This is a genomic window from Coleofasciculus sp. G1-WW12-02, assembly GCF_040219735.1.
GTDB lineage: Bacteria > Cyanobacteriota > Cyanobacteriia > Cyanobacteriales > Coleofasciculaceae > Coleofasciculus.
Genome location: NZ_JAVJRX010000193.1, coordinates 14,446 through 36,458, shown reverse-complemented (window position 1 = coordinate 36,458; position 22,013 = coordinate 14,446). Strand labels below are relative to the sequence as shown.

General features: G+C 46.4%; 18 protein-coding genes and 2 pseudogenes. 11 read left to right on the top strand and 9 right to left on the bottom strand.

What is annotated here, in order from left to right; all coding sequences use genetic code 11:
* The first annotated feature begins 166 nt into the window (after positions 1-166).
* A complete protein-coding gene (locus RID09_RS30365) occupies positions 167-502 on the top strand; it encodes a hypothetical protein (RefSeq protein ID WP_446339628.1) in 336 nt (111 codons plus the stop codon).
* A 204-nt stretch (positions 503-706) separates the two neighbouring features.
* A complete protein-coding gene (locus tag RID09_RS30360; RefSeq protein ID WP_446339627.1) occupies positions 707-955 on the top strand; it encodes a hypothetical protein in 249 nt (82 codons plus the stop codon).
* A 74-nt stretch (positions 956-1,029) separates the two neighbouring features.
* Here the strand turns inward: RID09_RS30360 and RID09_RS30355 are convergent, their stop codons facing one another.
* The 3 genes from RID09_RS30355 to RID09_RS30345 all read right to left on the bottom strand — a co-directional run bounded on the left by RID09_RS30355 (position 1,030) and on the right by RID09_RS30345 (position 3,212).
* Positions 1,030-2,091, bottom strand: a complete 1,062-nt coding sequence (locus RID09_RS30355; RefSeq protein ID WP_446339626.1) for a hypothetical protein — start codon at positions 2,089-2,091, stop codon at positions 1,030-1,032.
* 198 nt (positions 2,092-2,289) lie between these two features.
* Positions 2,290-2,694: an endonuclease domain-containing protein gene (locus RID09_RS30350; protein ID WP_446339625.1), complete on the bottom strand. Its 405-nt coding sequence runs from the start codon at positions 2,692-2,694 to the stop codon at positions 2,290-2,292.
* A 347-nt stretch (positions 2,695-3,041) separates the two neighbouring features.
* Positions 3,042-3,212, bottom strand: a complete 171-nt coding sequence (locus RID09_RS30345) for a hypothetical protein (RefSeq protein ID WP_446339624.1) — start codon at positions 3,210-3,212, stop codon at positions 3,042-3,044.
* Positions 3,213-3,328: 116 nt separating this feature from the next.
* On the opposite strand from RID09_RS30345, the gene RID09_RS30340 reads away from it, so the two are divergent.
* Positions 3,329-4,687 carry an alanine/glycine:cation symporter family protein gene (locus tag RID09_RS30340; protein ID WP_446339623.1) on the top strand — a complete coding sequence of 453 codons (1,359 nt, stop codon included), beginning with the start codon at positions 3,329-3,331 and terminating at the stop codon, positions 4,685-4,687.
* 292 nt (positions 4,688-4,979) lie between these two features.
* Here RID09_RS30340 and RID09_RS30335 read toward each other — a convergent pair whose 3' ends face one another.
* The gene (locus tag RID09_RS30335; protein WP_446339622.1) at positions 4,980-6,947 is read right to left on the bottom strand and encodes an AMP-dependent synthetase/ligase; all 1,968 of its coding nucleotides are present in this window, start codon (positions 6,945-6,947) and stop codon (positions 4,980-4,982) included.
* 903 nt (positions 6,948-7,850) lie between these two features.
* On the opposite strand from RID09_RS30335, the gene pyk reads away from it, so the two are divergent.
* The 7 genes and pseudogenes from pyk to RID09_RS30300 all read left to right on the top strand — a co-directional run.
* Complete coding sequence (gene pyk, locus RID09_RS30330; protein ID WP_446339629.1) at positions 7,851-9,278, top strand: pyruvate kinase; 1,428 nt, start codon at positions 7,851-7,853, stop codon at positions 9,276-9,278.
* Positions 9,279-9,537: 259 nt separating this feature from the next.
* On the top strand, positions 9,538-9,690 hold the full coding sequence (locus tag RID09_RS30325; protein WP_446339621.1) for a hypothetical protein: 153 nt from the start codon (positions 9,538-9,540) through the stop codon (positions 9,688-9,690).
* A gap of 143 nt (positions 9,691-9,833) precedes the next feature.
* On the top strand, positions 9,834-10,964 hold the full coding sequence (locus RID09_RS30320) for a glycosyltransferase family 2 protein (protein ID WP_446339620.1): 1,131 nt from the start codon (positions 9,834-9,836) through the stop codon (positions 10,962-10,964).
* Between the two features lie 42 nt (positions 10,965-11,006).
* The gene (locus tag RID09_RS30315) at positions 11,007-12,467 is read left to right on the top strand and encodes an NAD(P)/FAD-dependent oxidoreductase (protein WP_446339619.1); all 1,461 of its coding nucleotides are present in this window, start codon (positions 11,007-11,009) and stop codon (positions 12,465-12,467) included.
* A 228-nt stretch (positions 12,468-12,695) separates the two neighbouring features.
* On the top strand, positions 12,696-13,619 hold the full coding sequence (locus tag RID09_RS30310) for a glycosyltransferase (RefSeq protein WP_446339618.1): 924 nt from the start codon (positions 12,696-12,698) through the stop codon (positions 13,617-13,619).
* A 68-nt stretch (positions 13,620-13,687) separates the two neighbouring features.
* Positions 13,688-13,984: pseudogene (locus RID09_RS30305) on the top strand (colanic acid biosynthesis glycosyltransferase WcaL); the annotation flags it as partial.
* Positions 13,983-14,504, top strand: a pseudogene (locus RID09_RS30300) (glycosyltransferase family 2 protein); the annotation flags it as partial. The pseudogenes RID09_RS30305 and RID09_RS30300, both read left to right, overlap by 2 nt.
* On the opposite strand, the gene RID09_RS30295 reads toward RID09_RS30300, so the two are convergent.
* Positions 14,505-14,792: a hypothetical protein gene (locus RID09_RS30295; RefSeq protein WP_446339617.1), complete on the bottom strand. Its 288-nt coding sequence runs from the start codon at positions 14,790-14,792 to the stop codon at positions 14,505-14,507.
* Positions 14,793-14,988: 196 nt separating this feature from the next.
* Here RID09_RS30295 and RID09_RS30290 point away from each other — a divergent pair, with 196 nt between their 5' ends.
* Positions 14,989-15,120 (top strand): NACHT C-terminal helical domain 2-containing protein, encoded by a 132-nt coding sequence (locus RID09_RS30290; protein ID WP_446339616.1) that lies wholly within the window; start codon positions 14,989-14,991, stop codon positions 15,118-15,120.
* A gap of 42 nt (positions 15,121-15,162) precedes the next feature.
* On the opposite strand, the gene RID09_RS30285 is transcribed toward RID09_RS30290, so the two are convergent.
* From RID09_RS30285 to RID09_RS30270, 4 genes are all read right to left on the bottom strand, one after another.
* Complete coding sequence (locus RID09_RS30285; protein WP_446339615.1) at positions 15,163-17,580, bottom strand: DUF5682 family protein; 2,418 nt, start codon at positions 17,578-17,580, stop codon at positions 15,163-15,165.
* Positions 17,581-17,714: 134 nt separating this feature from the next.
* Positions 17,715-18,872, bottom strand: coding sequence for an RRXRR domain-containing protein (locus tag RID09_RS30280; RefSeq protein WP_446339614.1), 1,158 nt, complete (start codon positions 18,870-18,872; stop codon positions 17,715-17,717).
* A gap of 620 nt (positions 18,873-19,492) precedes the next feature.
* Positions 19,493-20,209 carry a hypothetical protein gene (locus RID09_RS30275; RefSeq protein WP_446339613.1) on the bottom strand — a complete coding sequence of 239 codons (717 nt, stop codon included), beginning with the start codon at positions 20,207-20,209 and terminating at the stop codon, positions 19,493-19,495.
* A gap of 21 nt (positions 20,210-20,230) precedes the next feature.
* On the bottom strand, positions 20,231-21,967 hold the full coding sequence (locus RID09_RS30270; protein ID WP_446339612.1) for a hydrogenase maturation protein: 1,737 nt from the start codon (positions 21,965-21,967) through the stop codon (positions 20,231-20,233).
* Between the last annotated feature and the right edge of the window lie 46 nt (positions 21,968-22,013).

Sequence of the window (22,013 nt, the reverse complement as noted above, 5' to 3'; positions counted from 1 at the left end):
CTGGTACTTACTCTCTGTGATTATCATTCTCATTTACCTTTTTATTCTCAATAAACCTGTCAATAAGCTCTCATCTTTTTGAAGCTTGAGGGGGAAAATGCTTTGTCTGTCAAGCTTTTGAGCTGCTTGTCACCCCTTCAGTGCTGCTTGTGTTGGTGTAACCGAAATGCTCAAAGTTTTGACCAATAAGATTCTGCAAGTCAAAGCAACGGGTCAAGGCGGACGACAACGATGCCAAACCGATAGACTAGGTTATCCGCACAAGTATCGCCCATTGCGTCCGATTCATGGCTTCTGTACTGGCGACATCGTGAAAACGATCATCCCAAAAGGTGTGAACACAGCAAAAGGTGTGAACACAGGAACTTATGTTGCTCGACTTTGCCCATACAGCAACGGTAGAGGTGAGATCTATCCGACAACTGGTAAAAAACGGATTGGCATCAAACTCGAATATGTCGAAAAACCAATTCATCGAAAGGATGGCTACAGCTATGCGTGAAAAGTACCCAAACGGGAAGAAATGTCTAGATGTGTCCAGAAATTAACAAACAGCTTCTAACCCGTTATAGGAGATGAGAGAGATGTTCGCCAAGTGGGACGAAGTCGGGAAGATGAGGGAGTTGTGAGTTAAATCAAAAGCATCCTGATCCACACCTGTAAATCTTGAACAAAGGAAAACGAAGGAATAGAGGAGCCGGTCAGGATGCCTGAATATCAGTGGAAACTAACGATTATAGAGCGTAACTTGTTGTTATCGAATTGGATGAACCTGATTCCAGAAGCCCAAGAGCGTATGCTACAAGAGGCGGATGAGTTGATGGCGATGTTACCCTTGTGTGATAAGCAACGGTTACTGGCGTCTTTGGAAACTCTTCACTATCATACCCAAGCCGAGTTACACCAGAAGATCCAGCAGATTTTAGGGAGTCAGATGGAGTTATATGCTGCATAGGTAGGGGTTGGGTTTTTACCCACAGAGCCTGTTTATGGTAGGGGCACGACATGTCGTGCCCCTACAGATGGTTCTTAAGAAGAACACAGCAGGTTAATTAGGGACTGGGGGATTTCTTCAAAATGTTCTAATAAAAAATCCATGATTGCCAGATGGCGCAAGTCAACGGGTTGAGGTGGATGATACCCTTGACCTCGGTTGAACCAACACTGCACTGTCCCCAGGGAACGGGAACAAATATGAGAAAGTTGTTCATAAGTCACATCCCATTTGGAATAAAACTGCTTTGGCGTCATCGCTAATTCACAGTAACTGTAGAGGTCAATGATGTATTTTTCACGCTGGGTGATCGGGCGGGGATTGTGTCGCCGTTGGGTATTATAGCGTCCAGTCGGGCAATGCAGAGATGGGGGTGCGTTCTGCGCTTCGCAGCAGCGCTGTGCGCTAAGAGCGCCGCGCTTCGCTAACGCTATCCCATGTCGAGAATGGGTTGGATAAAGGTAGGGGTTGCCATTATCTTCTGTTGATTCAACGGGATCGGGTATTGTTACCAAATCCGCTTCAGAAGCCGTATCCGTGGTTACCCAACCTGCACTGGGAGAATCAGGGGCAAGTTGAATCAGGTAGTAAACCATCCACTGACGGTGATGGTGGTTGTATTCAGAGAAACGTCCCAGAATCACGCCCCAGTCGGGATTAGCGGTTTTCCATTGGACGCGATCGCCTTCTGTGTAGCGAGGGGTGGGAAACCTGTTGAGCGTTGAGTCTTGAGTGTTGAATTGTGTGTAGGGGCGGGTTTGATGATTATTGTTTCTTTTTTCCTCAGATGTGACTAAACCCGCCCCGACTGAGAATGTAGAGACGTAGCAGGCTACGTCTTTACTCTCTATCTCCTCACCATGACGCAGGGTATTTAACGCACCCGCGATGAGTTTACCGTTGAGGCTTTGGGTTAACTGCTGGATAAATAGCTTCGCGATCGCGTTGACTTCAGCATCCGTCAGATGCATTTGCGACGCATCGAAGTCAATGTCGCTGTAGTGCTTGAGGTGGAAGAGGAGTTGGGTAATACCAAAGTCCTCTAGCGCTTGTTGGTCGGTTGTTTCAGCGGTATGGCAGGTGTCGAATTGAGACATCAATTTATCCAAACGCTTCAGCACACTCAAAACGCTATACAACTCATTTCCTGAATTGAAAATATCAAATAGTTTAGATAAAGCGTACTGAGTTCTTTCTCCTTTAACTAATTTGATAAACCTGAAACTACTCCCATATAACCTCAAAATACTGTATTTAGCCCCCCTAGCCCCCCAACTTTGGGGGGAACCGGAAGTTCAAAGTCCCCCAGAATTGGGGGATTTAGGGGGCGACTGAGCTTCTGCTACTTTGACAATGTGGGCTAGAACAGCTTGCAAATCGTTTAAAACAGCTTCGTTTGTAAACCTTAATACTCGATAGCCAAAAGCCTGAAGCTGCTCTGTCCGAGCGTCGTCATAGTCTTTTTGCTGAGCATGAATGTCGCCATCTACCTCAATTACCAACTTACAGGATGGACAATAAAAATCAACAATAAAACGTCCCACTGGATGTTGAGAGCGAAACTTAAGTCCTGCCAGTTGACGACGCCTCAAAGCGTTCCACAAGCAGGCTTCTGCGGGAGTAAGCTGTTGACGCAAGCGACGAGCGGATTGCTCAATTGGTTTTGTAGTGCCGCGAATTCTATGAGAGTTTTTTTGCATCAGTAAAGTGAGGTAAATGATAATAATATAGCTAGAGTATCTTTCATCAATAAACTTCCTGCACGAATCAAAACTTGCCCCCCTAGCCCCCCAACTTTGGGGGGAACCGGAAGTTCCAAAGTCCCCCAGAATTGGGGGATTTAGGGGGCTGATTAACCTCAAACATGAACAGAGAAGACTTGCATGTACAGGATAAGCAACTTTGGGGGGAACCAGAAGTTCCAAAATCCCCCAGAATTGAGGAGTTGAGAATTTAGGAGTTTCATCCTGTAGGGGAGGGTTTAGGGATAAACTTAGCATTAACACCGATAACGTTAATCCAAAATCCACCCTTAATTCTTTCCATCTCACCGAATCGGGGCGGGTTTAGTCACATTGGGGTGAGGCGAAGAAACGATAATCGTAAAACCCGCCCCTACAGATGTACCATGATACGGTTTAGTCACATCGGGGTGAGGCGAAGAAACGATAATCGTAAAACCCGCCCCTACAGATGTACCATGACACCTCTGGAACATTCACGCACCCGATTCCCCCGATAATGACTCATAGAACTCAACCCAGTTGAAGAAGCAGCGAATGCACTGTCACACTAAGAAGGACATAACCTTGTATCCTTAGTGAGCAAACCACAGTGCAGTTTTTGACCCTAGGTGTTTTCTCTTTCAGTGTCCTTTGGCTGATTAGCGGTGCGATTTTCTTCACCCTGCGGATGAAATTTATTAACATCCGAGGCTTTTGGCACGCCATTGAGGTGTTACGGGGAAAGTATGATGATCCGACGGAAGCCGGGGAGGTGTCTCATTTTCAAGCCCTGGCAACGGCACTTTCGGCTACTGTGGGATTGGGTAACATTGCTGGAGTCGCGATCGCGATCAGTTTAGGGGGTCCCGGTGCGACGGTGTGGATGACGCTGGGGGGACTGTTTGGGATGACGAGTAAGTTTGTTGAATGTACTCTGGGGCAGAAATATCGCGTAATTAAACCCGATGGTACAGTGGCTGGGGGTCCAATGTACTATTTGTCAGCAGGTTTGGCGGAAATGGGACATCAGAACCTGGGGAAGGTATTAGCGGTTATCTTCTCCATTCTCGGCATTTGTGGCGCATTCGGCGGCGCGAGTATGTTTCAGGCGAACCAATCTTATGCAGCGATAACTATAGTTGTACCCTGGTTTGTGGGGCGCAGTTGGCTTTATGGCTTGATTCTGGTTAGTTTAGTGGGAATGGTAATTATTGGTGGGATTAAACGGATTGGGATGGTTGCAGGTGCAATTGTCCCGGCGATGTGTTTGATTTACTTTGTAGCGGCGCTGTGGATTCTGATCACGAATTTTATGGAAATTCCGGCGGCGATACTGACAATTGTCAACGGCGCATTATCTCCAGAGGCGGTGGAGGGGGGAGTGTTTGGCGTGATGATTCAAGGATTAAGGCGTTCAGCGTTTTCTAATGAAGCGGGGGTAGGTTCAGCCGCGATCGCACATTCCGCCGCCAGAACCCAAGAACCTGTGCGGGAGGGGATTGTGGCTCTCTTAGAACCGTTTATTGATACAGTAGTGATTTGCAATATGACGGCATTGGTGATTGTGATTACAGGCGTCTATCGCAATCCCGAATTTAATCAACTCAGTGGCGCGGAAGTCACCTCAGTCGCCTTTGGTACAGCGATTTCCTGGTTTCCCCTGATGCTTGCGATCGCGATTTTCTTTTTTGCCTTCTCGACGATGATTTCCTGGAGTTATTACGGCGAACGCTGTTGGGATTATTTGTTTGGACAGAACAATTTAATCATCTATAAGGTATTGTTTATCCTGGCGGTTTTTACGGGTGCCGTTTTAAGTTCTGGTGTCGTAATTAATTTTAGCGATGGTATGTTAATCGCCATGTCTTTTCCCAATTTACTCGGCGCTTATTTTTTATCCGGTAAAGTTGCAGGGGATTTAGATAAATATATGCAGCAATTAAATCAAGGATTAGTTACAGCGCAATGATATTCATGTCCAGCATCCAATTAAATGCGTTTTAGCTTAATCCGTTGGGGCGGGTTTAGTCATATCAAGGTGAAAACCCAACGTTAGTAGTAAAACCCGCCCCTACAACTCCCACATCTTCCCCTGCTTCCCCGGCTTCCCCTACAACTCCCACATCTTCCCCTGCTTCCCCTGCTTCCCCTGCTTTTCCTATCTACTATGTTTGAGCGCAACTCGGTATTAGTCCGCGTAGGCGGACTTTGTTTCGTTTGGTTCCACGATTTCCTTTTCAACAGGGCTTAAGTTAACTAACTTAAGCAAACATCTCATCAATCAAATCTTGATACTGTTCCCTAACCAGATGGCGCTTAATTTTAAGCGTCTGAGTCAACATACCATTCTCTTGAGAAAAGGGTTCTGAAATTAGGCGAAATACACCAATGCGGTCATTCGGATTATAACCCGGACGGTTTTTCACGTTTCGATTGAGTTCTTGGCGGAACAATTCCTGAACAGGTTTGCTATTTAAATCAATTGTTTCCTCCCCAGAAGCAGATTCCTGATCCGGGAGTTGCAGGTGATACTGATTCTCAGCCGCCCACGATTGTAAGTTATCGAAATTCGGTACAATTAAAGCGCCAAGCGATCGCTGATCTTGACCCACCACCACCATCTGATCAATATAACGACTCCGCATACAGGCATTTTCTATCGGTTTCGGTTCCACATTCTCACCGTTACTCAAGACAATTGTATCCTTTGCCCGTCCGGTCAAAACTAAGTCTTCTTGAACCGTTAACCAGCCTAAATCTTCAGTATTAAACCACCCTTCAGCGTCAATCACTTTATCAGTGGCTTCTGGGTTATGATAATAACCCTGCATGATTTGAGATCCCCTCGCCCAAACTAACCCTTTTTCTCCTTGGGGAAGGGTTTCTTTGGTGTCTGGATCAACAATACGAATTTCTGTCTCTAGAATCGGTTTACCCGCAGAACCCCGGAGATTATGCCAAGAACGACGGGCGGTGAGAACGGGCGAGGTTTCGGTTAAACCATACCCTTCGAGTACCTCAATGCCAATTATTTCATAAAAATCATCTAATTTCTGGGAAAGTGCGCCACCCCCACAGATGGTTTGCTTTAAATTTGCACCGATTTGCTCGCGGATTTTCTGATAGATGAATCGGTCAGCTAATGCATGAATTAAAACCAATGTCAAGGCTTGAAGTCTAGCCCAGAGGCGTTGAAATAGAGAGGGCTGCTGCTGTTCTAAACTTAAACCATTGACAAGGCGACGGGCTTTAATATAGCGATCGCTAATCGAGAATAGAGCATTAACCAAGCGCTGTTTTCGGGCAGATTCTTTACTCAACTGCTTTTGCACCGTCTCATAAATCGATTCCAATAAACGCGGAACCGAGACAAAATAGTTAGGGTGTTGAGCATTCAAATCCCGCTTAACATGGCGCAGCGTGGTATAAATCAGGGTACAGCCTTGGGAGAGGGCAAAGTATTCAATGGCGCGTTCATAGACATGCCAAGATGGGAGAATACTCAAGACGCGATCGCCTGCTTCTAGCTGTACAATTGCAGCCAAGCTAGTCACTTGATGCAATAGGTTGCCATGACTTAGCATAACTCCCTTGGGTTTCCCGGTGGTGCCAGAGGTATAAACTAAGGCGGCGAGGGTATCAGGGGTTTGTTCAATCGGTTGAAATGGATGATTTTTTCCCTGTTCCAACACCTGGGAAAAATTGAGAATATTCAACCCTGACTCTGCTTCCGGTTCCTGATCTGATAATAAAATAACCAGTTGAATCGGCAAATCATCCAAATGCTGATGCAGCTTGGTTAAAGTATCCTGATTTTCCACAACTAACGCAGTTGATTCACTATCCCTAAGGATATAGAGAAGTTCCTCTCGTTCCGCTTGAGAACTTCGCACCACATCAACCGCCCCAGTGGTCATAATACCTTGGTCAGCAACAAACCAGCGGGAACTATTTTCAGAAAATAAGGCAACTCGATCCCCAGCCGAGACACCTAATGCTTGTAATCCAGCCGCAAACTGCTGAATTTGCTGCCAAGTATGGGCAAAGGTTAGCTTGACTTCGGGTTTAGCGTAAGGGTTTTGTAAGGCGACAGTATCCCCAAATCGCTGGGCGGCTAACGACCAAACCTGGGGTAATGATGATATTGTGTTGTAATCGGCTTGGTGTTCCAGATTTTGGCGTTCTTGGGGCGTGGGTTTAGAGGCGGTTGCAATAGCTGGGGCATTCATAGGAGTTTTGATTGTGTAGGGGCGGGTTTCACTACTATCGTTTCTTGTGTACCCATAAGTAACTAAACCCGCCCTTTGTTTAAGTTTTGACGTTTGAATCTTTAGGGGCGGGTTTCACAATTAGCGTTTATTGTGTACCCATAAGTAACTAAACCCGCCCCGACTGTTCCAGACCTATGCTACATCTGGAACAGTCCCTCAACATTAAACTGGCGCATTATATCCTCAATTACTTGCCGTCATTCAAAATGCAAATTGTTTTTGTTATTGACAATTTGTATAACTTCAGCAATGTTTAAATCCTTTTAAACAAGGGTTGAGCGCCTCACTAACCCACCTCAGATGTCTGAGATAACTGGAAAATGATAAACACTCAATCACAACCCTACTCATTTTTATCAGAGGATTACTTCTACCTGAAGTCAGGGTTAAGGAGTAGGAGTGCTAATCAGGATTGCCCGAAAAATCTGCCCAAAGGAAGTTTTGACCCTTCGCCTCGCTAGTCGGACAGGGTTTGTAGGGGTTCTTTTCACTATTATCGTTTCTTGCCTGAGCGACTAAACCCGCCCCCACCCAGTGCAAGAATTTTAAATTAACTCCTCCGCACCCAGACGCTTGAAAAGCACGTCTGGAACATTGCTCCTCAATACCCGACACCCGACATCTTGGCTCCCCCTGCTCCGGATACTATTTCCCTCCCGTGGACTTTAATAATTTCTCCCGCTTTCAGATAGCGTCTTTCCCAGAAAGTTGATCTATCTTCATGACAGGTGTTCTCCCGCGCCATCCCGGATCAAAATCATCCGGTTAGGCGGACGTTGGATTGGTAGGGGTGTGTAGACCCTGAAAATCACACGCTAGAAAGAGAACATCAGTTCTATTGCCGTTATGACCCAGTATCCTATGCGTCGCACTAAAATTATCTGTACCATTGGACCAGCTACCGCCTCACCCGAACGCCTTGAAGCCTTGATTGAAGCCGGGATGGATGTTGCCCGGTTAAACTTTTCTCACGGTTCCCATGAGTTTCACGGGCAGACGATTCAGCAAATCCGGGAAATTAGCAGCCAACATCACAAGCCTCTAGCCCTACTGCAAGATTTATGCGGACCTAAAATTCGGCTGGGAAAATTGCCTCCCGACGGAATTCAAGTGAACACCGGTGATGAAGTGAGATTTGTGTTAAATGAGGAAGGCAACAATGCTGAAGAGATTCCCTTGCCGATTCCCACCCTGTTTGCTATGGTGCGCGTGGGTGAACCGATTTCCATTAATGATGGTCGAGTCAAGCTGATTGTCACGGGACGGGATGCGGATAGTATTCGCGCCTTGGTGAAAATTGGTGGACTTCTTTCCTCTAAAAAGGGCGTCAACTTACCTGAAACGTATTTACCCGTTACCTCAGTGACTGAAAAAGACATGACCGATTTACGTTTTGGGCTGCAATCGGGTGTTGACTGGGTGGCGGTGTCTTTTGTGCGAAGCGCCAGTGATTTGGAACCGGTGCGGCGGATGATTGAAGCCGCAGGCGCTAAAACCCGTGTGATTGCCAAGATTGAAAAACGGGAAGCGGTGGAAAACTTAGAGGAAATCCTCCATATTGCTGATGGAATTATGATTGCTCGCGGTGACTTGGGGGTAGAGACGCCGTTGGATAAGGTTCCTTTAATCCAAAAAGAGATTACTCGTCGCTGCAATCAAGCCGGTAAACCTGTGATTACAGCCACCCAGATGCTGGAGTCGATGATCAGTGCCCCCGATCCGACTCGGGCTGAAGCCACGGATGTTGCCAACTCAATTTTAGATGGAACGGATGCGGTCATGCTTTCGGGTGAAACCGCTGTAGGACAATATCCCATTGCCGCCGTGCAAATGATGCACGATATTGCCATCCAGACGGAAAAAGTGCTAGTAGAAGGATTGGCAAAATCGTCTGAGTTTCCTAGTTGTAGTATTAGCACCACCGAATCCGTAGCCGAAGCCGCTTGTCATATTGCCAGTCAATTAGGCGCACGGGGCATTATGTGCAACACCTCATCCGGGAGTTCAGCCCGACTGGTGTCTAAATATCGCCCCAAAACCCCGATTATTGCCTTTACGCCAGAAGAAAGTACCTATCGTCAGTTGGCTTTGTCTTGGGGCGTACAACCTTATCTGATTACCCCTGTACACAACGCCGAACAGATGTTAACTAATGTAGTCAATGCTGCGGTGGAGATGGAGTTAGCTGAGTATGGGGACAAGGTAGTGATTACCTCTGGTGTTCCCATTGGTACGCCGGGAAGCACAAGTTTGATCAAAGTCCACAAGATTGGACAAGCGATCGCGTAGACTGTCATTGGTCATGTAGGGGCGACCCGCACCGCATTAATTCACAACGGTAGTCCACTCAAAAGACCTGGGTCGCCCTCTCCTCAAAGGTTCATTGTTCATGTAGGGGCGACCCCCTTGCATCAATTCACAACGGTAGTCCATTCAAAAGACTTGGGTCGCCCTCTCCTCAAGCCCCCGCGTCAAAAACCGTTTCCTGAAAATAACTAGAGTTGAATAGTTTATAAAATTCGCCGGGAAAACCCCATCCCAAAAGTGGGTGGGGCAGTTGACTCTGTTTATTTCTGTATCAGACGTTACAGAATATCCAGCCTTCACGAAAATTTCATACAACAACCCCAAAGACGAGAATTTGATGAAGATTCTGCAAAGAAAGTCAGTTAAGCGATCGCTCACCCAAAAGCTTGATTAAGATTTCATAAGTACCGTCATTACAATTTCTGGTATATAGCTTGACTAAAGTGCCGGAAGCACTGTCTATCTGACCCCAGATGGATGTCGTAAACAAAGCTACCAGCTATGCTAGCCCCAACGAACCACATTACCAAGAGCCAGATGATACCTTCTACCACAACACCGACAATATCGGTAATAATCCCTGTCTATAACGGTGGTGAAGCGTTTCGTCGTTGTCTTTCCAGTCTGGCGAAAGCCTCACCCCAGCCATCGGAAGTAATTGTCGTCGCTGACGGCGATACTGACGGCTCGTGGCAGTTAGCTCAAGACTTTGGCGCCAAGGTGATTAGAGTTCCTACCTCTGGCGGACCTGCGAAAGCTCGCAACTTAGGCGCTAAGGCAGCCAGCGGTGATATTCTTTTCTTTGTCGATGCCGATGTCGAAGTTCATGATAACACTATCGGTAAAGTAGCGACCACATTCAGTCAGGAATCTGAACTCGCCGCCTTAATTGGCTCCTACGATGATCAGCCGGGGGCGCCGAATTTCTTGTCCCAATACAAAAATTTATTCCATCACTATACCCATCAAACCGGATCAGAAGAAGCCTCTACTTTCTGGGGCGCTTGTGGTGCAATCCGGCGGGATATTTTCTTAGCAGTTGGCGGCTTTGATGAGGGTTATCGTCTCCCTTGTGTGGAAGATATTGAATTAGGCAATAGGTTGAAACGAAACGGGCACCGGATTGGCTTGCGAAAAACGATCCAAGTCAAGCATTTGAAGTGCTGGAGAACCTACTCCCTGCTCAGAGCCGATATCTTTTATCGAGCAATCCCTTGGACAGCGATCATATTACGCGATCGCGAAATGGTCAATGACTTAAATCTAAACCTTGCCAACCGCATTAGTGTAGTCTTGGTATATACCTTATTAGCGGCTCTAATCGCCGTTTGGTGGTTACCGGCTGCATGGGTTGGCGTCGCTCTGTTGAGTCTAGGGCTGTTGGCAATCAACGCCTCAGTCTATCAATTCTTTCATCAAAAACGCGGCTTCCTATTCGCCCTGCAAACCGTACCCTGGCACTGGCTATACTATTTTTATAGCGGATTAGCCTTTGCGATCGGACTCGTTCGTCACCACTGGCAAACCTCTCAACCCATGATCCAAATCTGGAAAACAGTCCCCTGGGTCAACTTGTTAGCGATTGAACAACGAATTTTTGCGTCAATTTCTCGTGAATTAGTCGGTGCCTCAATTCTGGTTTCTCTAGTAATCGACAACTCATTTTAACCCCCTACTCATCTAAACCCTAAGAAATCCGGAGGAAAATCCTTGACCCATCATCCAGTTGTCATTATTGGAGGCGGTCCGGCTGGATTGACAGCGGGTTACGAACTGCTCAAGAAGGGAATTAAACCCATTGTCCTCGAAAAAGCCGATAAAGTCGGTGGAATTTCCCGTACAGAGACGTACAAAGACTATCGCTTTGACATTGGCGGTCATCGCTTTTTCACCAAGGTTGGCGAAGTCGATCAGTTTTGGTACGAAATTCTGGAAGATGAATTTATCAAAGTCCCGCGTCTGTCCCGGATTTACTATCAAGGCAAGTTTTACAACTATCCACTCTCTCTGTTTAATACTCTATCAAATCTTGGCATCCTCCAAAGTTTCTTTATTCTGTTAAGTTACTTAAGGGCAAAATTTAGAGCCAGATTCAACCCTGGTCCGGAACCAGAAAGTTTTGAAGAGTGGGTAACAGACCGCTTTGGTCGTCGCCTCTATAGAATCTTCTTTAAAACCTACACCGAGAAAGTGTGGGGAATCCCCTGCAGCCAAATTCGCGCCGACTGGGCAGCACAGCGCATTCAAAATATGTCTCTCAAACGAGCGGTAATCAATGCCTTGTTCGGAAGCCAAAATGCCAAAAGCTTAATTAAGGAATTTAAGTACCCGGTTTTAGGTCCGGGAATGATGTGGGAACGTTGTCAGGAAAAGCTAGAGAGTCAAGGCGCTCCCGTGCATCTGAATACAACCGTAACTCGCATCGAACGGGAAGGCACTCGGATTAAGAGCATCACGGCAAAACGAGGGGATGAAACGCTGCAATTCACAGGTGATCATTTCATTTCTAGTATGCCCGTGACTGCGCTGCTGCATCGGCTCGACCCCCTGCCCCCTGACCATGTATTAGCAGCAGCAAAGGGTCTCAAGTATCGAGATTTTTTGATTGTGTCACTGATTGTGAATCAGCCAGAGCTATTTCCCGACAACTGGATTTACATCCATAGCCCAGACTTCAAAGTTGGACGCATTCAAAACTTCAAGAATTGGAGTCCAGCGATGGTGCCTGATCCGAGTAAAACCTGCTTGGGAATGGAATATTTTTGCAGCGAAGGTGATCCGCTTTGGGAATTGTCGGATGTGGAGCTGATTGAGCTAGCGAGTCGTGAGGCGGTTAACCTAAATATAGGTGTTAATGAAGGTGATGTCGAAGACGGAGTAGTTATCCGTCAACATAAAGCCTACCCCGTTTATGACGGCGAATACCGTAAGCATCTTCAAGTCATTCAAGAGTATATCCAGACCTTTGAAAATCTGCAAACGGTGGGTCGTAACGGGATGCACCGATACAACAATCAAGACCACTCCATGCTGACAGCAATGCTAGCCGTCAAAAACATCCTCGGCGAAAATCACGATTTGTGGAATGTTAATGTTGAGCGGTCTTACCACGAGGAATTTACCAGAGAGGAGTCGCCGAAAAAGCCGCCTCGACAGCTTGTGGCAAAGTAAACACGTTGAGTTTTGAGTGTGTATGGGCGGGTTTCACTACTATTTTTTCGGTTGCACAAAAGATGTGACTAAACCCGCCCCGACGCAGGTTTCTATACTTCCCGTGAAAAGCCAGGTAGGGTGTAGGGTTTAGGGATGAGAGGCAGAATGGTCTGTATTCATGCACTATAAACCGCCTATCCCTAAAGAATTCATTGAATAAAAAATAACTGCTTTCTCGCCAAGGAAATGGAATATCACTCTCATCCATTTGTGTCCGTCATCATTCCCGTTTATAATGACGCCGAGCGTCTGAAACTCTGTTTAGAGGCTCTGGAAAATCAGACCTATCCAAAAACAGGATATGAAGTGATTGTTGTCGATAATGCATCAGATGAAGCCGCAGACATTAAAGGAGTAGTCGCTCAATTTTGTCAAGCGATCGCGGCTTATGAAAGCACTCCCGGTTCTTATGCGGCTCGAAACAAGGGTATATCTTTGGCGAAAGGAGAGGTGATTGCCTTTACCGATGCTGATTGTATTCCAGCATCGGATTGGATTGAGAAAGGTGTAAGTAACTTTCTACAAGATCCAAACAGGGGTTTAGTTGCTGGCAAAATTGAAATTTTCTTCAAAGATCCCAACCAAATAACCCCAATTGAACTTTATGAGAGCATTACAGCATTTCCCCAAAAGGAACTCCTAGAAAAGTATCAGTACGGTGCAGCAGCAAATATTTTTACATCTAGATATGTGCTTGAACGAATAGGACTTTTTGACGAACGATTCAAATCAAATGGGGATGTGGAGTGGGGTAGGCGCGTTTTCTCTCAGGGGTATAAGCCAATTTATGCAGATGACACTCGTGTAGCTCATCCAGCCAGACATTCTTTTCGGCAACTGTATAAAAGAACCATTAGATTGGCTGGTGGACTCTACGCTCTACAGAAAAAGAGTCATGATCAGGGATTAAAATGGCAAGTAAAATTCATGATATTTTTAATCAAAAATTTAATTCCGCCCATTCAATTTTGTGTCAATACATTTTTAGACAAAAGATTAAAAACATTTGATTGTAAAATTAAAGTTTGCCTAGTGATGTTCATCGTCAGGTATCTTAGTGGTTTTGAAATTTTAAGATTGAGTATGGGAGGTGTTGTGGCAAGAGAATAGGAGGTAATAAAAATGAGACATTATTTATACAAAGCAAGATGAGTTAGTCAAAAGCCAAAAAATATTTTATGAAAATTGCGTTCATTGTTGATAAATTCCCCAGTCTTTCACAAACATTTATTTTAAATCAAGTTACGGGTTTACTTGATCGCGGACATGAGGTTGATATTTATGCCAGTGAACGAGGAAGTACATCTAAAGTTCATCCGGCTGTGGAAAACTACCATCTCTGTGATCGCACCTACTATTTGCCCCAAATTCCTGAAAATTTGTTAGGGCGCGTTTTCAAAGGAATTGGATTGCTGCTCGCCAATGGCTATAAAGACCCGGGGTGTTTGTTAAAGGCGTTCAATGTGTTCAAGTACAGACTACTACCTTTCGCCAAATCAAGCCAGAAACCTGGGTCTGAGTCACGTAAAAACCAAGTATCTGGTCTTTTTTGATAACGATGTCATCGTCTCTCCCGGTTGGCTACATCAGTTAGTCCAATGTGCTGAACAAACCAACGCTACAGTCGTTGGACCTTTAATGTGTCAAGAGCAACCCTTGCACGAAATCGTTCACTGTGCTGGCGGGGAATCCCACGTTTGGGTTGATAAAACGGGTAAGCGACGTTTTCGGGAGAAGATGTATTTGCAAGGGAAACGGGTAGAGGATGTGCGCGATCGCTTGCAACGGACACAAACGGAACTGGCAGAGTTTCATTGTGTACTGGTTCGCCGGGACATTTTTGAGAAAATTGGTCTGCTTGATCAGGCGATGCTTAATACCAAGGAACACTTAGATTTCTGTATGAGTGTTGTTCAAGCTGGGGGTACTGTGTACTTCGAGCCTGACTGTATTGTCACCTACGTACCGGGTCCTCCTTTGGATTTAACAGACTTACTACACACCGGAGAGTATGCTTAGGCGTCCGGTGCAGCTTTGCCAATTAATGTGGAGAGACTTAATATAATCCAAGAGGCGTCCGAGGAAAGCTAAGGGAATAAAACCGAGAATCCATAATCCGATGACTTTGAGAACTTTGCGCGTATTCTGATTTTGATAAGCAGCACAGCCGAATAAGAACAAGATCTGTAACCTGAGTTCTGTATCCAGAACACCTAATGTTCCGGAGTTGATGACGATAATCCATAAGAAGGCAATCAAAGTTATCTTTGAAATCGTTTTCATCTAGCCTCCCGGTTACCTGTTGCATGGTTTATGGTTCAGATTTTTGGGGAGATAGTCCCAAACAGCATCTGATTAACGCTATAACTTGATCAGCGATCGCGGTTATCATGACTAGACTCAAATCTAGTGCGATTGACCAACTCTTGGGACTGTCACCGTTGCAGGAATTACCCTGGTGCTTGTCCTTACCTCGAAAGTGAGTAAAAACCAAACGCGATCGCTGTGGGACTATTATGACTTATTGGTGGATTGTCTAAGGATTTGTAATGAGGTGAATCCTCAGGTGCAGCAAGACATTGAGGACGAGTTATTTTTGGATCGGGAATAAGAACAGAGGCGATGCAAGAAGCGTCTGCAAGATGCCAAGATGCTATTTTACTCCTAATAACTGTGCCACAATCGGCAAAACGGCATTGGCGCGATCGCAATCCAATTCCTCCTCCCCTATCCCCGTTGTCTGAACCGATATTCCCTGTTTCACTCGTTCACCGATTTGTCGTCGTTCAGCCACAGAAAACGTGGCAAAGGTGCGACGTAATAAGGGTAATATCCCGGTAAAGGTTTCCCCAGGAAGCTGAATGATCCAATCATCAATTATCTGCCACAAGGTATAGTCATGCAAGAGTAACAATCCACTCCCCTGCAAAAACCCTTCCATCCAAGCTGCGGCTTGAGGAGGTTCACTAGCTTGAGATAGAGCAAATTCTAACCGACGGGAGGCTTCATTCCCACTAAATACCCCAGAATCCAATAATAATCGACAACTTCGACCCGATACTAACCCATGGAGGTTAGATTGATCCGTCAGTTGCCATAACACCTGTTGCCAGGATTGTTTATACTCAGGATTATTCAAGATTGAAATCCCGTGATTTACTTGTTGGATAAGCTGATCGATATGCCGTGCTGCTTGATCATCTAAAGATGCACAAGCTAAGGGTAAACCCAGACAAATCCGGGTAACCAAGCCATCCACCACTGAGATAATCATCCGAGTATCGGTTTGGCGCACATTTCCATAGCGCAATACCTGCGCCAGGGGGGGTAACGCTTCCATTAATTGGGCGACATCTCGGTTAAGGGTGGCTTCAGTTTGCAGGCGATGCATCACTTCCGGTAACGCATCAGGTAAATTTGCCAATAAGACCTTTTCGACTAACTGAGTCAGACTGGGTAACCCTTGAGCCTGTTGTGCCTGATTCCGGGCATAAGCTGTAGCGGCAGAATCGATAGTATTGCCCCAAATCCCGGCTTCGATGAGTTTAACCGCAAATTCAGGATGCCATTGAACGCGCCACCCTTCTTTAAAGGTTCCTTTTCCTTTGGTTGATCGTCGTATCCCCCAAGGAATACCAAGTAAATCCAGGCGATGGAGAAGATGCGATCGCGCTAAGTCGTTTGTTTTGCGTAAATCCAATTCATACTGTTTCTCGGTGGCATTGGCGGGGAGGCGCAGGCGTTTGATGTGCTGCTGTAAATCCTGTTGTAAGGGAACCATGGGAGTCTCATCAGGAATCTCTCCCAATCGTTCACCCACAATCAGTTGCTCTTGAATTAAACCCATGGGTACATCACTACCAAAACACAGCACCGTTTGCGTGGCTTCATTGAATTCAGGTAAACCGGGCATTGCGCGATCGCGTAATGCTGCCAAAGATTCTGCTAACCTTACGGCTTCAATAATATGGGCAGATGACGCATCTAAATCTTCCTGACGCAATAACCGCGCCACCTTGATTAACCAACGAATCGCGATCGCTGATTCTTGCCTCACCCGGATGTGACTAAACCCGCCCTGACTCAGGGTTGAGTCATCTCCCCCAGCTCCCCCAGCTCCCCCAGCTCCCCCAGCTCCCCCAGCTCCCTCTGCTCCCCCAGCTCCCTCTGCTCCCCCAGCTCCCTCTGCTCCCTCTGCTCCCTCTGCTCCCTCTGCTCCCCCATCTTGATAACAATCCCACAAATGGCTATACCAACCCGGAGATTCAATACCCGCCCCATAGCCACTCTTAAATGCCAGTCGCCCATAGGTCCAAGGTATCCAAGTGGTTTCGACTTTGGTTTTCGCCAATCCTTTGAGCAAAGCATGATCAGCTTTAGCCGAGGGCATATCCACCAAGGCGGGGGCGTGCCATGCGCCACAAACTACGGCGATTCGTTGAAACCCTTCGTTTTGCGCCGCCCGAATCAGTTTCCGCATATAGGCTTCCCGTTGGGCTTCCCTCGGATCATCTCTGGCGGGTATCTCCTGGCGCAGGGCGGTCATTGCTTCTAAAATCGCCTCAAATACGTCCTTACTCTCCTGGCGATGTTCGACTAACTGTTCCCACCAGCGTTCCCCATCGCTATAGCCGGCGATTCTTGCCAAATAACCCAAGGGATCATCGTGAATCTCATCTTCCCCAGCTCCCCCAGCTCCCTCTGCTCCCCCAGCTCCCCCAGCTCCCTCTGCTCCCTCTGCTCCCCCAGCTCCCTCTGCCAACTGATGCACTAAAGGTAAGTCCATAAACCGCACCGGAATCCCTTGAGTTAGGGCATAATCAATCCCTTGCCATTCTGGGGAAAAGACGGCAAAGGGATAATAAACCGCCTGTTGGGGTTGGTCGGGTCGGTACACCAATAACGCCACAGGTGGTTGCATCTGGGGATGGGTAATTAAAGGGAGCATCGAATCCCCATCTGGGGGACCTTCAACCAAGAGGATATCTGGGTTTAAGCTGTGCAGGGTATGACGGAGCGATCGCGCACATCCGGGTCCATGGTGACGTATGCCAAAGATATGGATGGTCATTTTTCATTCTGATTCCCCTGCATAGAGCGTTGTTGTTGTCAACGTGTTCTCTATCCCTCCCCACCAAGACTCGCAAGCAGGGTGGGGAGGGATAGCGGATGAACTGAGGGGTTCGATGCCCCGAAGTTTATCATTTACGCTACGCATAAACCATTACTTTTTCTGATTAATTCGACTTTACTGGGGGCAAATTGTCCAATCCGCTTCCAGGTATAGTCACAAACGGAAACATTTTTAGTTTTCTGTGTCTTAGTGAACCCTCCAACATAGCCAATGTAGACCTTTGCGGCTTTCTCGGCTTTTACTAAGTCACCAACTGTGAAGCCAAACGGTGTGATGGTTCCACCTTTGCGCTTTCTTGTCCCTGACTTATCAGGAACCTCGAAATGTAGTTGACGACGGAAAAAGCCGTACTCTTTACCCCGACCTGCTGCACCAGGACGGGTGACAATCCGGAATGGCGATGGTGTGATGTTGACGCTACCTTGCCAAACATAACCATGAGATTGAGACCCTGTAAAACGGGTGTATTTAATGAAATATCCGCAAGCTAATGCTACTCCATCGACGGCATGAGTATTGGGTTTGGCAGCCGACTTATTTACCTTGTCCTTTTCCAGTCCAAGCTGGGTTCGGATTTGAGATGTTCCATTTCCATCTTTGTGCCAGCCGTGCCGGACGTAGACAGGGGCGATTTTTTCCATCTGGGATATTGCCCAATTTTGCCCAGTCATGACTGGAGAAAAGCCCTTACCCGACTTGGCACGTTTACGCTTGGTTTGGTCTATGTCAGCTTTAATCTGTTCATACCCAATAGCGGTAACAGGGAATATCGCCGCCAATTCTGTGACTACCCTTAACTCCAATTGCCGTGAGGCTTTAATGGATGGGGGTAGCTTGCACTGTTTGCGGTTATCAAATCGGCATTGCCGATGGTTGCGCTGCTTAAATGGAACATCCCGGTTAACTCTTCTACCTCGCCGAGATCGGCGTAAGATGGCGCGAGATTTCATTCGCTTTTTAACGCGACCAAACGGAAGAATGAGGTGTAGTTGCAGCAAGGTGTATTTAGTAGATTGAACACCAACACCAGAATAAGATTTCCCTGGGTCTACACCGACAGCAATAGGCTGTAGTTCTTCACCGGATGGCAAAGTAAGCTGAACGTAGTAAACGCCCACATCTGACCATTTGCCAATGGCTTTTCCATTATTCACCCACCATCTAGCCCTAGAACTTTTAGTGGGCATCAGTGGCTTTCCTTCTTGACTAACAACTGGAACACGATTCATCTGAGATAATCCACTCGTGTGATGTTTACGTCCCTTCAGGCATTGATAGGGGTGTGTCCTGGCATTACCCAGCGTTTAGAGATTCCTAAACCTACATCTAAATCCGAACTAGGGAAGTGTCCGGAGGTGTTACCCCTACTAACTCATGCCCTATTCATGACTTCCTGCCAGGTTATCTCTGGCAATCCCCACGCTCTACGTCAGTAGCGTGGGGTTCATGAAATTCACCACGGATGGTGTTGCCAAAATTATGTCGTTGAGATCGACGTGTAGTATTTGTAGTGTTCTATTCTTAGAAATGCTAGATTGTTGGCATAACTTGCTTTGGGGGATTTTTTTACTCAATTTATTGAAAAAAGCTAATAGAGAGCCAACCTCTCATGATTAATATAACTTCAAGAATCATACTACAGTCTCGACACAACGTCAATATCAGGGTTTCCAGTTGTTTTTTAGTTGTTCACATTCTTTAACCTAAAATGTATCATTTAGTTTAGCTTGATAGATTTAAAACTTTAACCGAAAAAGTAAAAGTTTTACTTATAGCTGATCAAAGGGATGTTCCCTAAGATAGCGTAGGTGATTTTATTTCTCAATGGCATCTGGCAAAGCGTCAAAACTCATCGGTTACCCCCTGAAAAGACTGTCTCAATATTTTCTTGGAACTGAGACCCATTCACCAGGGTTACGTCAAAGGTGCGATCGCTCGTCCAGATAAAACTATTCAAGTCAGGTTGAGCAGATAACTCACTGGACGTTTTAGATTCCCCGGTCAGCAAATCCATCACAATAAACCAAGTTTTATCGAAAAAAACGGCATATCGTTCATCACTTGACCACTGCACCCAGTTCAGTCCCCCGTATTTGCTAATATTAACTTTTTGTGCTTCTGTTGCCAGAGCATCAACTTTATAAATCGACCAGCACAAACCTATCTCCTTGACCTCTATTTCACACGCTTTAATAAAGGTGTAGCGACCCGAAGGGGAACTCGGAGATACAATTAACCGTTTGGCATAGGTAACAGTGCCGTCACTACTGTAGGACACCGGGATTTCAGATAAGAGCGTTTTGCCTTGATAGACTAGGGTTTCCCCTTGAGTAAAGGTAAGATCACCGATAGTTTCTCCAGGTAAGAGATTGACCCAATCTTGGGAATTGATGGGGGAATTCGTCGCGGTTGTTGGAGATGCAGGGGAAACCGCCGCAGGGGGTTTAGCCGTTGCAGTAGATAACGCCCCATTAGTTTGAGAAGTCGGTTGAGTGCATCCCGCGATCGCGCCACTCACCAGGAAAACCGACATCAAAACCCGTACAGGAGAGTTCAAACACACCATAAACAAAAGGTTGAATCGTGTTTATTGGCAGAAAATCAGCGAACAGGTTATTTCCGAATGGGGCACCTGACGATGAATCGCTAAATGACGCGGTGTCTCGGACGCCGTAATTTTATAGACAAAGTTATACCGTTGTTGATGATAATATTGATCAGGCTCATAGAAATTCCGTCTCATTTGGGCTAACTCCTCACTTCGATAAGCATCTAACGGTTTAAACCGTTCATCCCGTTGCCGTTGTTCGTGCTTAAATGCTAACTGTTTCCCATAATCGGGATGGTGAGCAATTTCTTCGGCGACGAACTGAATCTGCTGGCGAAAACTAGTCGGTTGATCCGCAAACGCCTGATCAATCAGTCCAATTTCTGCGGCGACTTGAGTCCCCATCGGCAGACAAATATCCGTCAACTCTTGTGCTTTTTGAGAACCCACCCGCTTGGGTAAAGAATACGTCCAATACTCTGATCCATATAATCCCATGCGCTTATAATGGGGATTTAAAACAATCCCCCGACGGGCATAAACCTGATCTGCCGCCAACGCTAACATAACACCCCCAGCCGCCGCATTTCCCTGTAACGCCGCAATCACCAGATGGGTATCTGTTGTCAGAATGGTATGAATTAAATCATTCATGGCGTTAATATTTCGCCAAGACTCATCCGCCGGGTTCTCAGCCGCTTCAATCAGATTCAAATGAATCCCATTCGACCAGAAATCCTGTCCCCCCATTAAGACAATCACCTTAGTCTTCCGGCTACGGGCATAAATAAAGGCATCGCGTAATCGCCGACATTGGTCTGTACTCATCGCACCGTTGTAGAAGTCAAAATGCAGGTAGCCTACCTGATTTTTTTCCTCATACCCGATTTCTTTATAGGTTTGGCGGTGAGGGGAAACCTCTAACGGTACGTCGGATTCGGGGACTGTTTCTAACTCATTCGCCAATACCAACGCCGCTGGTAATTTTAAGGATAAGCGATTCGGGGTTTTCTGTTTCAGATGAGAAATCCAAACCGCCCCATCAACAGTGGCTCGACAAATCGCCCCGTGGCGTTGGGCAATAATCTCTCCCGGCGTTCCTTTTAAGGTATCTTCAGGATGAGCACCATAGAGATAATACCGTTTGCCATAAATCCGATCCAATAAACCCGGTTGACTATCCGCTGAGCGGATTTTCTGGACAATAGTGGATGTAGAGTCATAACTCCAATCAATGGCTCGGAATCGCTGTTTCATATAGGGACGTAAACACCCCTGCACATCCGGTTTATTATAATCAAGGGGTTCTGGCGTAAATGTCCCCGATTCAAACCGTTCCACCGTTTGTAAAATCGCCTGAATTGCCGCTTGGGTAAGTTGGGAGCGATACAAACAACTTTTACTCACCGGCTCCATGGGAAAATTAACCGAAGCCCAGATATCCCCAGCATCCATCTCTTCATTTGCCTGTAAAGCAGTGACTCCCCAAGACTCAACATTATTTACCATCGCCCAGTCCAAAGCCGAAGGTCCGCGATCGCCTTTGATACCCGGATGGATAATAATACACACCTGACGCCGCCAAATTGTTTCCGGAATCACCTGCTTGAGCATCGGGGCAATAATTAAATCCGGCTGATAAAGTTCCACGGCTTCAATCATCACCTCCTCGTTTAAGCCTAGTTCAATCGAAACCTGATGACCTCGATACGCCAACTCCAATTGAGTGCGCTGGGTTAGACTGTTGTATGCAGTCGCTAACAGTAATATTTTCATAGATGCAACCTATTAATTGTGTCTGAATCATGTCGTGATCAATGAC

What these genes read in the sequence shown, in the direction of transcription:
- RID09_RS30365 (WP_446339628.1), top strand. Translation starts at nt 167, where the DNA reads ATGCTCAAAGTTTTGACCAATAAGATTCTGCAAGTCAAAGCAACGGGT.
- RID09_RS30360 (WP_446339627.1), top strand. Translation starts at nt 707, where the DNA reads ATGCCTGAATATCAGTGGAAACTAACGATTATAGAGCGTAACTTGTTG.
- RID09_RS30355 (WP_446339626.1), bottom strand. Translation starts at nt 2,091, where the DNA reads ATGTCTCAATTCGACACCTGCCATACCGCTGAAACAACCGACCAACAA.
- RID09_RS30350 (WP_446339625.1), bottom strand. Translation starts at nt 2,694, where the DNA reads ATGCAAAAAAACTCTCATAGAATTCGCGGCACTACAAAACCAATTGAG.
- RID09_RS30345 (WP_446339624.1), bottom strand. Translation starts at nt 3,212, where the DNA reads ATGTTCCAGAGGTGTCATGGTACATCTGTAGGGGCGGGTTTTACGATT.
- RID09_RS30335 (WP_446339622.1), bottom strand. Translation starts at nt 6,947, where the DNA reads ATGAATGCCCCAGCTATTGCAACCGCCTCTAAACCCACGCCCCAAGAA.
- pyk (WP_446339629.1), top strand. Translation starts at nt 7,851, where the DNA reads ATGCGTCGCACTAAAATTATCTGTACCATTGGACCAGCTACCGCCTCA.
- RID09_RS30320 (WP_446339620.1), top strand. Translation starts at nt 9,834, where the DNA reads ATGATACCTTCTACCACAACACCGACAATATCGGTAATAATCCCTGTC.
- RID09_RS30310 (WP_446339618.1), top strand. Translation starts at nt 12,696, where the DNA reads ATGGAATATCACTCTCATCCATTTGTGTCCGTCATCATTCCCGTTTAT.
- RID09_RS30295 (WP_446339617.1), bottom strand. Translation starts at nt 14,792, where the DNA reads ATGAAAACGATTTCAAAGATAACTTTGATTGCCTTCTTATGGATTATC.
- RID09_RS30285 (WP_446339615.1), bottom strand. Translation starts at nt 17,580, where the DNA reads ATGACCATCCATATCTTTGGCATACGTCACCATGGACCCGGATGTGCG.
- RID09_RS30280 (WP_446339614.1), bottom strand. Translation starts at nt 18,872, where the DNA reads ATGAATCGTGTTCCAGTTGTTAGTCAAGAAGGAAAGCCACTGATGCCC.
- RID09_RS30275 (WP_446339613.1), bottom strand. Translation starts at nt 20,209, where the DNA reads ATGGTGTGTTTGAACTCTCCTGTACGGGTTTTGATGTCGGTTTTCCTG.
- RID09_RS30270 (WP_446339612.1), bottom strand. Translation starts at nt 21,967, where the DNA reads ATGAAAATATTACTGTTAGCGACTGCATACAACAGTCTAACCCAGCGC.